We start from the raw sequence: 14369 nt of genomic DNA on the forward strand, positions 1-14369 counted from the left end.
CGCGTTGTAAGTAGGGGACCGTTTAAATAACGTTGCCAGACAAAGTTCTTTGCTTTCAGCCAACTGGGTTTTCAATACAGAGCGTTCCACCTGATGACCGGCATGGCGGGATGCCTGAGCCGGAGATTGCCCTTCGAGTGAGGCCGCTGTCAATTCGGCACAGAGCAGACCGCCAGTACCTTTCGGCGCGATCGGTAAGGGGGGGTGACGGTCAATCATGTAAAAACCATGAAAAAGAGGTAATTTATTGTTTATAGCCGTGATCATTGAAGGTGCTTGATTTTACGTAGCAAGGAGATCCATGCTCTCGCACATGAAAATTTTTATCACTGTTGATCAAAAGACTGAACTTGAGCGCCTCCATGATACCAGTCGTGACAAGCGGGTTTGCGATCGCATCAAAGCCATCCTTCTGGCATCTGAAGGATGGCTTTCTCCCATGAGTGCTCAGGCTCTTCGCCTGCATGAGAGCACTATCAACCGCCATATCAGTGATTATCTTAATGACCGGAAGCTCAAACCTGAAAACGGCGGCTCTGACAGCTTGCTCAACGCTGACCAAACCGATAAGTTAATCCAACACTTATCTCAGTATTTGTTCCATCATACCCATGAAATCGTGGCTTATGTTGCTCATTGCTGGCGCATCCGTTTCAGCGTTCCCGGCATGAACAAATGGCTGTACCGCCATGGTTTCACTTACAAGAAACCCGCAGGCATTCCTCATAAATTCAGTGAAGAAAAGCAGAAGCAGTTCATTGAATATTATGAAAGTTTAAAAGAAAGCGCCGGTAATGAACTGTAGTGGTTCACTGATTCCGGACACCTCAATAGCCTGTTAATGTAACAACAGAAAATTGAGGTGATCGAGCAATGACTCAACGTAAGCGAACCAAACGTCGTTTTTCTCCCGAGTTCAAGCTGAAAGCTATCGAGCAGGTGATTAAATACCAACAGCGTGCTGTTGATGTTGCCCAATCGCTGGACCTGGACCCCAGCCAACTTCGCAAGTGGATACGTCAGTATGAAGCTGAAATTCAAGGCATCACTCCTGCTGGTGTGGCGTTGACACCGGATCAATGTCGGATTCAGGAACTGGAAAAACAGGTTCGACGCCTTGACATGGAGAAAGAAATTTTAAAGCAGGCGGCCGTGTTGATGAGCGAAATCCCCGTCAAATCTGCGCGTTAATCACACGGCTAAACACGAAATGGTCGGTAACGGAACTGTGCCGTTTGCTGAATATAACGCGTAGTGTTTATTACGCCTCACGGCATCAACAGGTTGATGTTAAACCCTTGCAACTACGGGCGCTGGCGCGCGAGCTACATCAGATAAGCCGTGGCTCTGCCGGCAGCAGAACACTAAGTTTACTTATGCGTCGGAATGGTCATGCTGTAGGGCGCTGGCTGGCAAGAAAATTGATGCAGGAATGTGGTTTACTCAGCCGACAGCCAGGAAAATACCGATATCTAGGAAGTAGGGAAACGTCCCTCGCTTCGCCGAACCTGCTGAAAAGACGGTTCATGCCGGCCTCACCGAACCAGGTCTGGTGTGGTGACATAAGTTATAGTGTGCCCGGAGTTCAGGGCGAGCATGGATGCTCAAATGAACCACGAGTCTGTCTGGAATATTGAACCGGTAACTCGCCATCAGAAACCCAACAATCCCACCGGGTGTGACGGTGGAGAACCTGAGCGGCAGTGACCTGCGGCATGCCCGCAGCGTGACGTAACCCGCTGACAACGGGGATTGAGGCGAGATCACTAAGCCGAGATGATCCTCAAGGTTGAGTACTGAAAGGCTGAAGAACATGAACCCGTTAATCCACCTCTGTGGGTTGAAAATGTCACCACGGCCTACGTGATCTGACAAGCCGTGCAGAAGGAACTGGCAGTGATACGTAAGCACTGGCAGTCGAAGGTGTTTTGAAATATATTCGAAACACTGGAACAGCAGCGTCTATCACACTCGCATTGCTGACTTCTGCCAACTTGCGGCAAGCAAGGACAAAGAGTGCGACGGGCAGCCTCCTCAATACGTCTGAGTCCAGGCAGGTGAACCGGGGAAGGTCAGCGACGAATGTTAAGGGGGCATGGCTCCGATGACGCACTGGCTGGCGGAGCTTCCGTAGTAGTCTGCGATGGGGAAAGCCCATTACATGGCGAAGGGGAGCAGTTTAAATGTGTTTGCGACGTGAATTAACTGACCTAACGAGGTGAAGACCTTTGATAATCAGCGAAATGCAACGCAAGCTTGCCACATGGACAGCAACCGATCCGTCCCGACGGATTGAGCGTCTGCTACGTCTGATAACACAACCAGAATGGCTGACTGAAGCGGCGCGGATCACGCTCTCATCAAGGGGGGCACATACCCCCGGCGTTGATGGTGTGAACAAAGCAACGCTACAGACCAGTCTGGCTGCTGAGCTGCAAAAGCTCAGGGATGAACTCCTCTCAGGTCACTACCAGCCCCTGCCAGCCAGACGGGTCTACATCCCTAAAAGCAACGGCAAACAGCGACCGCTGGGTATCCCTGCCTTGCGAGATCGTATTGTTCAGCGGGCTATGCTGATGGTCATGGAGCCGATCTGGGAGAGTGATTTTCATACATTCTCATATGGTTTCCGGCCTGAACGCAGCGTCCAGTATGCGATCCGCACGGTGAAATTACAACTTACCGACTGCGGCGAAACGCGGGGCCGCTGGGTGATTGAGGGTGACCTGTCCAGCTACTTCGACACTGTGCATCATCGACTGCTGATGAAAGCCGTGCGCCGCAGGATCAGTGACGCACGCTTTATGAGCCTGCTGTGGAAAACCATTAAGGCCGGGCATGTTGATGTAGGTCGGCCAGTGAAGGCGTGCCACAGGGAGGCGTAATATCGCCGCTGCTGTCGAATATCATGCTGAATGAGTTCGACCAGTATCTGCATAAACGCTACCTGAGCGAAAAAGCCCGCAAGGATCGCTGGTACTGGAATAGCAGTATCCAGCGGGGCCGAAGTACTGCAGTCAGAGAAAACTGGTAATGGAAACCTGCCGTGGCGTACTGCCGTTATGCCGATGACTTTGTGCTTATTGTCAAAGGCACCAAAGCACAGGCGGAAACCATCAGGGAAGAGTGCCGAAACGTACTTGAAGGCAGCCTGAAACTCAGGCTGAACATGGACAAGACCAGAATCACCCATGTTAATGACGGTTTTATCTTTCTGGGTCATAGAATTATCCGCAAACGCAGCCTTTATGGTGATATGCGGGTGGTATCGACGATCCCGAAGGAGAAAGCCAGAAACTTCGCCGCGTCGCTGACGTCTCTGTTATCAGGCAATTACAGTGAAAGCAAAATCGATATGGTTGAGATACTCAACCGGAAACTGAAAGGCTGGGCCGCGTTCTATCAGTTCGTTGATTTTAAGGCCAAAGTGTTTAGTTCTGTCGATCGTGTGGTGTTCTGGAAGCTGGCTCACTGGCTGGCCCGAAAATACCGTAAAGGTATCGCATACCTGATGAGGTGGTGGTGTAAACCACCGAAACCGGGTCAGAGTAAAACGTGGGTATTATTTGGTAAAACCAACCACGGGAAGCTCAACGGTGAAGTACTTTACCGGTTGGTAGGGCAAGGTAAGAAGCTGTTCCGCTGGCGTCTGCCCGAAGGAAACCCTTACCTGAGGACAGAAGCCAGAAACACCTATACATCACGGTATCCGGAAGTGGCAATGGCGTTCGCCAGCGTTTAAACGGAGAGCCGGATGCGCTGAAAGGTGTACGTCCGGTTCGGAGAGGAGAGGCAGGGAAATAGTCCGACTACGCCCTGTCTCTTACTCTACTTAAAACACATGAAGGTTGGTTATATCTTGCGGTAGTGGTCGATCTGTTTTCCCGTAAAATCATTGGCTGGTCGATGCAGGCCAGAATGACGAAGGACATCGTGCTGAACGCATTGCTAATGGCGCTGTGGAGGCGTAATCCGCAAAAACAGGTGTTGATACATTCAGACCAAGGCAGTCAATATACTAGCCACGAGTGGCAGTCATTCCTGAAGTCACATGGTCTGGAAGGTAGCATGAGTAGACGCGGCAACTGTCATGATAACGCCGTTGCCGAAAGTTTTTTCAAGCTTCTCAAGCGTGAGCGGATAAAGAAAAGGATCTACGGAACGCGGGAGGAAGCCCGAAGCGATATTTTTGATTACATCGAAATGTTTTATAACAGCAGGCGTCGACATGGCTCGAGCAATCAGGTGTCGCCGAATGAATATGAACAGCAGTATTATCAACGACTCGAAAGTGTCTAGATTACCCGTAGCGATTCACACAGTATGCTCGTATGTATGCTAAGAGTAATTCAATTTCGAGTAATTGTATTGTAGAATTGAACTCGCTTATCAAAAGAATTTCATCTATAACTACAGAAACTCCTGTCCCTAAAGCTATAGTACTGGTAGACGATGTTGTAGTAAGTGGTGAAACCCTTTCAGATGGAATTTAATCTTTGTTAAATTCCATTGGAACTAATCTTCAACAGCAAAAAATTCCCTTATTAGTCATCGCTATCGTCGGAACTGAAGAAGGTGAAGCAAAAGTTAATGAGATTCTTAAGCGACATTTAGAAATTAATAAAATTTATGTCGCAGAAATGCTCGAAAATACCAGCACTGCTTTTCATAAAGATGGATATGGTTTTTGGAATGATATGGATGAAATGCACAGAGCTAAATCATTATGCTTGATATTAGGGACAAAAATTTATAAAAAACCTTTAGGATTTAATGATCAAGGATTATTATTGGTATTGCCTGAAACTTGTCCAAACAACTCTTTACCTATTCTGTTTCAGAGCAAAGCTGGCAAAGAACCTTGGAAGCCGTTATTTGAGCGGCCTACATCCTAAATCGGGTCAAGAGAAAGGGGCGATCCCTTATTATCAATAATGTAATATTTGAATCGGATCGCCTATTTTTTAATTTAATTAAAAAAACATCCTTAATTTTTCAAATAATGATGTGTAATAGTTGCGACTTGATCTGACTCATGACCTTGAACGGTTGAGTTTTATCGGTTTTGATATGGGTACCGAATCCTTATACAAAACACGAGGTAACTCTCATGATTCATACTAACAATCCTGTCATCAAACACAAAACAGGTTCGCTCCATCTTGCTAAAGAACTCAGCAATGCTTCTAAAGCCTGTAAAATCATGGGTGTCTCTCGCGATACCTTTTACCGTTATCGGTGTAGTCTCTCCGGTTTTTAGTACCACCGCCAATGAGGATCTCCGGCCAGTTTTTGCCGCGCATAGATAACAGGCGGCATATCACCCAGTGAGCTATGTGGGCGTTCTTGGTTATATTCTGTGCGCTAGTCCTCTGTGAGTTCGCGCACTTCAGACAAGGTTCTGAACAGATACATATCGAGTATTTCTGTTCGTAGCGTTTTGTTAAATCGCTCGATAAATCCGTTCTGCATCGGCTTTCCGGGCTGAATAAAATTGAGTTTCACACCGTGGCGTTCTGCCCATTCGGCTAATGCTGCAGCGGTGAGCTCTGGCCCATTATCACTTCGTATAAAAGCCGGGTAGCCTCGTTCTGCGCTTAATCGTTCCAGAATGCGAACAACACGATGAGCTGGTATATTTAAATCAACGTCGATGGCCAACGCTTCCCGATTAAAGTCATCGACGACGTTAAATAACCTGAATCGCAGCCCGTCGCTCAAGGCATCACTCATAAAATCAACAGACCAACAGTGGTTCATTTTATGCGGTATAACCAACGGCTGTGGATGTCTGTTAGGTAAATGTTTTTTCCCTTTGCGCCGAAAGTTGTGTTTTAACAACCGATAGATCCGGTAAACCCGCTTTGCATTCCACAGTAACCCTGCCTGTCGTAACTTATTGAACATAAGCCCAAAACCATAGGCACGGATACTGGTGCGCCAGTTTTTGTAGTGCCTCGACCACAGGCAGATCCCGTGTTGTGTTCGGGCAATAATGCAACAGACTTCGACTGATACCGATAATCCGGCACCTGCGTCGTTCGCTGGCCTGATGTTCCGTCATAACATAACGCACCAGCTCACGCTTCTCAGGCACCGTTAAAGTTTTTTTGAAACAACATCCTTAAGAATTTCATGATATAAGCATCAGGGATGCGTACATTTGCTTTAATCGGCGATTTTCCTCTTCCAACTCTTTCATCCGTTTGATATCAGAGGACTCCATACCGCCATATTTGGATTTCCAGTTGTAGTACGATGTCTCGGATATTCCCGCTTTTCGGCAGACGTCTTTGACGGTACGTCCGGTTTCAACGGACTTTAACACGGCGATGATCTGGTGTTCTGTAAATCGGGCTTTGCGCATAGCGATCTCCTCAACGGGACATAATCAGTATGTCGGAAGATCTCTAAAAGTGAATGGTTCGGTTTACCGGGATACTTACACCCAAACCCCAAACCCCAAACCCCAAACCCCAAACCCCAAACCCCAAACCCCAAACCCCAAACCCCAAACCCCAAACCCCAAACCCCCATACCCCATACCCTTTTTCACCGCTACAGACCAAGGGGCGCTAGCTCCGGGTAGGCAGGGTTGGTTTTTTCTCCCGTGTGTTTTTCGTTCGTCTCTGCTTCCGGTTAATTGTTTCCCAGCACAACCCGTCACGCAAGGGTGAAGTGCACGCATGCTGCGCCCTTGCATGCCAGAACGATGCCGGGAAAGCAAACCGTCAGGCGATACGAAGACGAAAACCACACAACCGACGGAGAAAAAACCATGAAAACTTCCCTGCATACCCGGACCAGCGCCCCTAACACTGCAACGGCGACCAGCGTATCCCCGCTGGACCCGTCAGGCCCCTCAAACACGAAATGGTCTCAAACCCAGACGGATATCTGCCAGACCGTTACCAACAACATCATTGCAGCCCTGGAAGCGGGCGTAAAACCCTGGACCTGTCCCTGGCAGCGAGTGCCCGGTATGTCAGATTTACCGGCTAACTTTGCCACCGGCATTGCTTACAGCGGCATCAATATCATGTTGCTGTGGTGCAGTGCCTCAAAGCAGGGATTCAGTGATCCGCGCTGGATGACCTACAAACAGGCGCAGGCAGTGGGCGGGCAGGTGCGCAGAGGTGAGCATGGCACCACGGGCATTTTTTACACCACCGTGGAGAAGGAAAATAAGGAGGGCGATATCGAGCATTTTCCCATGTTAAAAACGTTCGTTGTTTTTAACGTTGAACAGATTGACTGTTTGTCCCAGGACGTTGCGCCAGCACAGCCCGCTGAAACCTTCGCGCCGTTGTCGCGTGTTGAAGCCCTTTTTCATCACACCGGCGCGACCATTACTGAGAAAGGCCAAAATGCGTTTTACCGGCCATCAACCGATGAAATCTGGCTGCCAGAGCGCCGTCTGTTCGCGGATGCTGCTAGTTTTTACGCAACTGGCCTGCACGAACTGGTGCACTGGACGGGGGCCAAAAGCCGTCTGAACCGTGACATGAAAGGACGCTTTGGCAGTGAGGATTATGCGTTTGAGGAACTGATTGTGCGCCGTAGAGGCGCGAATACTGGAGTGGATATGATTATTCTGGATAGCTGGGAAAATCCATGCGAGCCTGACTTACCGGTGCCGGTGATGAACTGGTTGAAATCCCAAAAGGGGAACGGAACCATAGCATGTCAGGAAAAGGCTCAAACTGCCGAAGCCATCGTAGGCCGGGCGGGTCATCGCAAGATGCGTATGGTGAAAGCTAAACTGCCTGAACCTCAGTCCTCAGAGTTTTATCCTCAACAACGACGTAGCGGTGGCTGCAACGTCGTGCCGTGCCGATACCGGGATGCCATCAGGCCCGGTCTGAAGAAGATGGTGCGACTAAACATCTTCGGCCCAGCCAGCACGGTCTGCCCCCTGTCAGGGGGATCAAAAGGACGAACGGGGCACCTGTCCGCATCGTATCTCCATATTCGCGTAACTACGGGATCGCCTAAATGGGCGCGAGTTTTGCGACCCACATGGCGACAGAGCTGCCATAGTAGCCAAATGCCTGAGGTAATGCTCAGGACAGCCATCTCAGGGTGGATGATCGGGAACGAAAGGTTCCGGGTGACCGGGCCGGGAGTATCCGCTGATCAGGTGAAGGGCAGCAGTGTTTGCGATTCGGGTCTGCCTACAGAGGGGGGGTGCTGATGCTATCCGATACTCTGCAAAGGCGACTGGAATCAATTCCCGTCCTGTCGAAACAGGGGAAGAGAATCAATGGATTGTCACGGATTATGACTGCGCCGAAGCTCTGGTTGCAGGCGTATGAAGATATTGCACCTAACCGTGGGGCGACGACCCGGGGAGTCTCCAGCGACACGCTGGATGGTTTCTCTCTGGAGCGTTTAACCAAAATTATCGATCAGGTCAGTAACGGCACCCACAGGTTCTCCCCTGTGCGGCGGGTACTCATTCCCAAAGCCAATGGAAAGACCCGCCCTCTGGGCATTCCAACGGCGAGTGACAAACTGGTGCAGTCAGTGGTGAAAATTATTCTTGAGCGCATCTATGAACCGGTGTTTTCGCCAAAATCATACGGTTTCCGGCGGGGATGTTCGTGCCATGATGCACTTCTGGATATTAAACATCACTGGACTGGAGTTAAGTGGTTGATCGACATAGATGTGGTCAGCTTTTTTGACAACATTGATCACCGTGTACTGCTGGCACTGTTATCCAGGAAAATCGAGGATAAACGGTTCCTCAGGCTGATAAACAATATGCTGAAAGCGGGTTATATGGAGGACTGGAAGTTCAGCGCCACCTATAGCGGAACGCCACAGGGCGGCGTTGTTTCACCCATCCTTGCCAATATTTACCTGCATGAGCTGGATCAGTTTCTGATACAGAAAAAATCACAGTTCAATAAGGGTGAGCGCCGTGTGGAAAACCCGCAATACCAGCGTCTTACACAGCGTATATATCAGAGGAGACGCAGGGCTGAGAAATTACTGAGTGAAGGCCGTGAAGGTGATGCTCAGGTAATCCTCACCTCGGTCCGTTGTCTTGAAGAGGAACGGTCCGTCATGCCATCAAAAGACGGCATGGATCCGGGCTATAAACGGTTAATGTTCTGCCGGTATGCTGATGATTTCTTGATTGGCGTTATCGGTTCCAGAGACGAAGCACGGGAAATAATGCGCGAAGTCACAGCATTTCTTTCTGAAATTCTCCATCTGGAGGCGTCTCAGGAAAAGAGCAAAATCAGTAAGGCGACGGATGGAACGATTTTCCTTGGTTATACAGTGAGAGCGATCACCGACAGTCGGATCAGAAGAACGAAACTGGGCAGACGCGTAGTTCGTTCAAGGGACCCGGCGGGTCGGATCCATCTTCTTGTTCCGCCTGAAAGGCTGGTCCGGTTTAATCAGCGTAATGGCTATGGCGATCTCGGTCGACTGAAAGCGATACACCGGCGTCATCTGGTGGACAGCAGCCTGCTGGAAATCGTTTTAGCCTATAACGCGGAAATGCGGGGGCTGGCCAATTATTACCGTCTGGCTTACTGTGCGAAGTTCAGCCTACGCAAGCTGTGGTTCCTCTGGGAAACCAGCCTGCTCAAAACGCTGGCCTTCAAATTACGCCTTTCCGTAAATCAGGTGGCTCATCGTCTTAAAACAAGAAATGGTCTCGTGGTTCGCTTTTGTATACATGGTAAAGAACGGGCTGTTGCCGTGTTCAGTCTGAAACACCTGAACCAGCTTCCGAATCTCGGAAACAAAGTTGATAAACTGGCAGTTCCCTGGTTTACCAGCGGACGTTCTGATGTTATGGACAGGCTTTTAGCCCGACAGTGTGAATACTGCGGAGCAACAGGCGTTCCATGTGAAATCCATCACAGCCGTAAGCTTGCGGATATGAAGGATACACCACTCTGGAAGCAGGTGGCGGCAGCAAGACGGCGCAAGCGAATCGTTTTGTGCCTGACATGCCACAAGTCTCTGCATGCAGGAACACTGAAACCACGTAACGGGAATGGGAACAGGCAAACATGGAGAGCCGGATGATGGGAAACTATCACGTCCGGTTCGGTGGGCGGGAGAGGCATGTTCTCTCTGAGACATGATCCTCCCGACCCAATGCTGAGCTTGGAAGCGCGTTCCTTATGGCGGATCTGGGGATTCTCGGCGAGGTTCAGCATGAAAGCTATATCGCCGCATGGTTAAAGGCCCTGAAAGATAACAAGCGTTATATTTTTAAAGCCGCTAGCGCTGCCTCAAAGGCGCATCGATATTTGATGGATAGACTCTGAATTGGACGGGGCAGCAAAGGAATGCTGCCTTTGGAATTATAGCGTTAATTGGTAGTGTTATAGAGAAATAACGATCAGAATCAAGCCGACTTTAATAGCGATGCACTGTTTACTGGTGCAGCCGCTATTTCCTTGCTGATTATCAATCCCAGAAGGATAATTGTGAGTAATAAAAATCTGTCCATTTCATATTGACCTGATAACATAGGTAATGAGAGGGTTCCTGACTCTGTCGGTGAGCGCCTCGCTCTTAACCGACAGTCAGATTGAGTAACACCTTACCCGGTTTATGAGTATTGCTTCAGCTCCAGCTGTTGCAGTTCAACAAGGGTATAAATACGAAAAACATTCCGATGGCGTGTCTCCAGAGGAATATGCTGATGATTCACGATGACGTATTTTATATTAGCGAACAGCAGTTCAAGGGCGCGTTTTTTCTGTAGATCTGGCACGATATAGAAAACGTATATCCAATGCTTATTGGTCCGCGCCAGTAGGTGGTTGGCGATAATCATCTGGTAGCGCGCTTTGGTTTTCAGGTGTCTTTCTGTTTCGATGGCGATGACTTTTCCGCCCGGGAGAGTGATCACCCCATCCGGACGGTGTTTTACCTGATATTGTCTGACAAAGCCTGAACGGTCACCGTTTATCCAGCCAGAAGCGCCTTTCTTCTCCAGAATTAGCTGGGCTGCCTGATTATCCAGGTGATGTGCCAGCGTCCAGCCCGTGATTTTTGAGGGCTCGAAGCGAGCCGGGAATATATCATCGTCAGGGGTTAAAACGAGGGCCAGTCCGTCATTGGTTATCCCCCATAATGAAGTTTTTATGTGAGGTAATTTGAGCTCATGTTTTTGGATTAACCCCATCCCCACGACCTTTGCCAGCAGCGTATAAAGCGACTTGTGATCTCTGAAACCAAAAAGCAGCATCAGCATTTTGAAGTCGCTGTAGGTTTCTTCTTTCAGAAAGCACAGTAATCTTTTTATCTTCCCGCTATTCAGTGCTGTGCGTTCGCCCGGTGATGAGATAAGCATTAATCCTCCTGATTATCGGGTGAGTATGATCCTGTTTCATGGGATGCTGGTGCGACTGCGCTTTCTTCTTCATCACTGAAAGCCAGTGCGACTTTTACCGTTGCTGTGCGGGTGGCAATATCAGGAGAAAGGGAACAAATCTCCAGCGTGCGTTTCTTGACCCTGATGGGTGAAATCAACGAGGCTGTGGGAAGGGCTTTTGTCGTAAAGATGAAGCTGACAAAGTCGGGCAGGTTCAGCACCATATTACTGTCGATAAAAAACCGTTCCGCCTGCCTGATGCTACGTTCACTGTCGATCGTCTCTGTCAGTACCGCATTGGTTTGTGCCTTGCGGATTTCATCATCAACTAATATGGTGCCAGACATTCTCGCTACCCATTCAGCGGTATCCGGATCCATAACACGATAAACCAGTTTGAATTTGGCGTTTTCAACGACAGCGCTAATAACTGCCTCACCGTTCAAATCTGCCGGACAGTCTTTCAGATCGGCGATGGATTGATGCGCCATGATGATATGTACGCCTTTATCCCGGGCCGCCCCCAATCCTTCCAGTGCCGGTTTTGATAAATGGTATTTCAGTTCATCGAGAAAAATAGCAATGGGGCGGGGCGCTGCGTTTATCCTGTCGCGTCGTTCGGCTAACTGATAAAGGCGAACCAGCAACATGCGTTGTGCGGTAATAATTTTGCTGTTGCGCATCGAGCCGATGACATAGCAACAGCCGCCTTCCTCAAAGGTCTGTTTAAGTGCATATCCTCCCGGCGCATTGATGGCATTGAGTAATGCCTGCTCTTCTATCTTGCCGTAAAAAGCTTTTATGTTTTCCGCAATACCCTGAACATAATCACCGTTATAAATATCCCGGAGGGTAGCCTCTGGATGGTGGCGGATAAATTGCGCTGCCATCCGTGCCGCCTTTCTGTCATCGATACGGTAAAAGTCGGACTCCTGACCTTTCTCCGCCAGACTGAATCCCGCAACAAAAAGCTCTTCCAGTTCGTCGTCGGTAATATCCTCAATGAGATTTAACTGGTAATGCTGTTTTCGCAGGTCAATCAGGACAAAGGGTTTACCGGCATCCTCGCAGGCTTTGCGGTAAAGATGCGGTGCCCATTCATCATCTTTGGGGTCCATAATAAATACGCCTTCACCGGCAAGAATACTTTGATAAAGTAATATTCCGGTGGCTACCCCCTTACCGGCACCGGTGGTTCCGATAATATCCGCATGTTGTTTTTGCCAGTCTTTTAACGGGAGATACATGGGGCGTTTCTCCCGATCTATGCCGATGAAGATGCCTTTGTTCAGGTTGATATAATCCAGAGGATCATAATGCAGTGTGTCTGGCAGGAGTGACTTTACCGTGCGGATATCCGTTCGCAGCGCTCTTTCAAGCGTTGTCTTTTTGACGAGACGTTTTTTTATCCTGTCCAGTTCCGGTGTTAATACCCGGCGCAGCATAATATGAAAAACAATCCCGGTGACAGTGAAAGCCATCCGTAGTGACCAGGCCAGCACGGTATTATCACTGGTGAGTCTGATCTTATACAGCCACTGAAAAAATTCGATAACGACCGGGGCCATGGTGCCAGAGAGAAAACATAACAGGGAAAACGCCATAATCAGTTTTTTCCATAACACAATATGTTGCCGACCATCGTTTCTGAAGGTCAGTAAAAAGGGCATGGTCAGACCCGAGAATAATGCCAGCACCAGTTGATAAGCTTGCGTGAAAGCAATAACGGTCAACGCGCCATTGACTATCGGAGAGAGTGAGATGGCCAGCTTATGTAAAATCATGGAGCCTCCTTTGTGAGCCACTCGCCCCAACGCATTGCCCCAGCCATTCGCCCCACGGTGTTGGGCGAAAAGGCGGGGCGAACGTCTGGGGTTAAGAAGGTGGCCGCTGTGCGGCCATGTGCAGGAAAGCATGCTTCCCTGCACGAAACGGCGTGCGCCAGTACATGCGGGCTGGACGCCCTTATTGCCTGGCACATGGGTGTAATGTTGCGGCTGGACGCCGCACCAAAACCCCCAACGTCAAAGGCGGCACACCGTCGCGCGCTACGCGCGACCAACCCCTTTAAGACGGTCGCTTTGGCCCTTTATTTCCCTTGCGCGTTCCTTGCAACGTGAAATAAGCGGGAAGCGGACCTTTAAAGGGGTTGGTCGCGCCACGCTACCGGCTGTTGGCCGGAGACTTGGCAGCGACGGTGTGCGGGGCTGCCGCCCCCCAAATAAACCGACGCGTGGGCGCGTCTTTTTGCTCGCTGGGGCGGCAAAATTTATTCGGCTCCCCCCGGCCAGCGCGATTCACCTGGGGTGAATGCGCGCCGGTGGGTGCGGCGACGCCAATTAGCAATTTCTGCGAAATTGAATTTACTCACCGCACACCACTTTTTAATGCCTGCGCGGGGCAAGCATTAAAAAGCCTGAAAGCGCCATGCCCTGCGCCGGACTTGCCCAAATTACGGCGTAATTTGCCCCGCCCCTCCGGGGGGGCTATCGCCATCCGTTGCTAAAAACAGGTCGGGGTTCTGGGTGATATTTTCAGCGGGGGTTTTGTCGGGGGGCCGTTATTTTTATGCTCATGCTTACTCTTCGTTATAGCGGATCGCTACGAGCGTGTCCTGATAACACTGGCGACTCTCTTTAACGCTGTTTTTATCCAGAGTAAATCCACGTCTGGCTGCTTAGCCGGGTTTAGTCATGATGGTTATTTCTCCTGGTTAACCCCGCAGGCGGCCAAATTGCGTGATTATCTGGCGGATAATGGCAGGATCTGCAGATGCACATTCCGCTAAATAGGCCTGGCGCGCCCCGGCGGTGGCAGCGGGCAGAAAGCCCCAGCGGTTGGTTTTCACGATAGTAAAAAAGTCCCGTTCGGCGTTTTGGCATTCACTGCCGGTATCGCTTCCGGTTATTTTTCCGTACAGGCATAACACCGTTTCACAGGCATCAGCGGCGAAAGCCGATGAAGTAAATAATGTGGACGTGCAAAAAATAATCGTGGATAGGGTGTGTTTCTGCAT

7 protein-coding genes and 8 pseudogenes are annotated in these 14369 nt (G+C 49.7%); 10 read left to right on the forward strand and 5 right to left on the reverse strand.

Annotation, left to right across the window (positions count from 1 at the left end; translation table 11 throughout):
• A pseudogene (locus J5069_RS23375) lies at positions 1 to 219 on the reverse strand (hypothetical protein); the annotation flags it as partial.
• Positions 220 to 313: 94 nt separating this feature from the next.
• On the opposite strand from J5069_RS23375, the pseudogene J5069_RS23380 reads away from it, so the two are divergent.
• From J5069_RS23380 to J5069_RS23405, 7 genes and pseudogenes are all read left to right on the forward strand, one after another.
• A pseudogene (locus J5069_RS23380) lies at positions 314 to 799 on the forward strand (winged helix-turn-helix domain-containing protein); the annotation flags it as partial.
• A 74-nt stretch (positions 800 to 873) separates the two neighbouring features.
• Positions 874 to 1191, forward strand: coding sequence for a transposase (locus J5069_RS23385; protein ID WP_264628332.1), 318 nt, complete (start codon positions 874 to 876; stop codon positions 1189 to 1191).
• Positions 1192 to 1298: 107 nt separating this feature from the next.
• On the forward strand, positions 1299 to 1637 hold the full coding sequence (locus J5069_RS24330; RefSeq protein WP_413542277.1) for an IS3 family transposase: 339 nt from the start codon (positions 1299 to 1301) through the stop codon (positions 1635 to 1637).
• A 606-nt stretch (positions 1638 to 2243) separates the two neighbouring features.
• A pseudogene (ltrA, locus tag J5069_RS23390) lies at positions 2244 to 3742 on the forward strand (group II intron reverse transcriptase/maturase).
• Positions 3743 to 3810: 68 nt separating this feature from the next.
• Positions 3811 to 4299, forward strand: a pseudogene (locus J5069_RS23395) (IS3 family transposase); the annotation flags it as partial.
• A 197-nt stretch (positions 4300 to 4496) separates the two neighbouring features.
• Positions 4497 to 4895: a hypothetical protein gene (locus J5069_RS23400; protein ID WP_264646078.1), complete on the forward strand. Its 399-nt coding sequence runs from the start codon at positions 4497 to 4499 to the stop codon at positions 4893 to 4895.
• Positions 4896 to 5110: 215 nt separating this feature from the next.
• A pseudogene (locus J5069_RS23405) lies at positions 5111 to 5239 on the forward strand (helix-turn-helix domain-containing protein); the annotation flags it as partial.
• Between the two features lie 17 nt (positions 5240 to 5256).
• On the opposite strand, the pseudogene J5069_RS23410 reads toward J5069_RS23405, so the two are convergent.
• Positions 5257 to 6367 (reverse strand): annotated as a pseudogene (locus tag J5069_RS23410) (IS3 family transposase).
• A 411-nt stretch (positions 6368 to 6778) separates the two neighbouring features.
• Between J5069_RS23410 and J5069_RS23415 the strand changes: the two are divergent.
• From J5069_RS23415 to J5069_RS23425, 3 genes and pseudogenes are all read left to right on the forward strand, one after another.
• Positions 6779 to 7553: pseudogene (locus J5069_RS23415) on the forward strand (ArdC family protein); the annotation flags it as partial.
• Positions 7554 to 8193: 640 nt separating this feature from the next.
• Entirely contained in the window at positions 8194 to 10053 is a 1860-nt protein-coding gene (locus J5069_RS23420) for a reverse transcriptase domain-containing protein (protein ID WP_264646079.1), read from the forward strand.
• 74 nt (positions 10054 to 10127) lie between these two features.
• Positions 10128 to 10298 (forward strand): annotated as a pseudogene (locus tag J5069_RS23425) (zincin-like metallopeptidase domain-containing protein); the annotation flags it as partial.
• 287 nt (positions 10299 to 10585) lie between these two features.
• Here J5069_RS23425 and mobC read toward each other — a convergent pair.
• The 3 genes from mobC to J5069_RS23440 form a co-directional block, all read right to left on the reverse strand.
• Positions 10586 to 11332, reverse strand: coding sequence for a MobC family replication-relaxation protein (mobC, locus tag J5069_RS23430; RefSeq protein WP_264646080.1), 747 nt, complete (start codon positions 11330 to 11332; stop codon positions 10586 to 10588).
• Positions 11332 to 13137 carry a type IV secretory system conjugative DNA transfer family protein gene (locus tag J5069_RS23435; protein WP_264646081.1) on the reverse strand — a complete coding sequence of 602 codons (1806 nt, stop codon included), beginning with the start codon at positions 13135 to 13137 and terminating at the stop codon, positions 11332 to 11334. The genes mobC and J5069_RS23435 overlap by 1 nt, the downstream gene beginning before the upstream one ends.
• Positions 13138 to 14066: 929 nt before the next feature.
• Positions 14067 to 14369, reverse strand: coding sequence for a TrbM/KikA/MpfK family conjugal transfer protein (locus tag J5069_RS23440; protein WP_264646082.1), 303 nt, complete (start codon positions 14367 to 14369; stop codon positions 14067 to 14069).

The sequence above is a fragment of the Candidatus Symbiopectobacterium sp. NZEC127 genome, from assembly GCF_025962675.1.
GTDB lineage: Bacteria > Pseudomonadota > Gammaproteobacteria > Enterobacterales > Enterobacteriaceae > Symbiopectobacterium.

Coding starts and splice junctions, on each gene's coding strand:
- J5069_RS23385 (WP_264628332.1), top strand. CDS start 874: ATGACTCAACGTAAGCGAACCAAACGTCGTTTTTCTCCCGAGTTCAAG.
- J5069_RS23420 (WP_264646079.1), top strand. CDS start 8,194: ATGCTATCCGATACTCTGCAAAGGCGACTGGAATCAATTCCCGTCCTG.
- mobC (WP_264646080.1), bottom strand. CDS start 11,332: ATGCTTATCTCATCACCGGGCGAACGCACAGCACTGAATAGCGGGAAG.
- J5069_RS23435 (WP_264646081.1), bottom strand. CDS start 13,137: ATGATTTTACATAAGCTGGCCATCTCACTCTCTCCGATAGTCAATGGC.
- J5069_RS23440 (WP_264646082.1), bottom strand. CDS start 14,369: ATGCAGAAACACACCCTATCCACGATTATTTTTTGCACGTCCACATTA.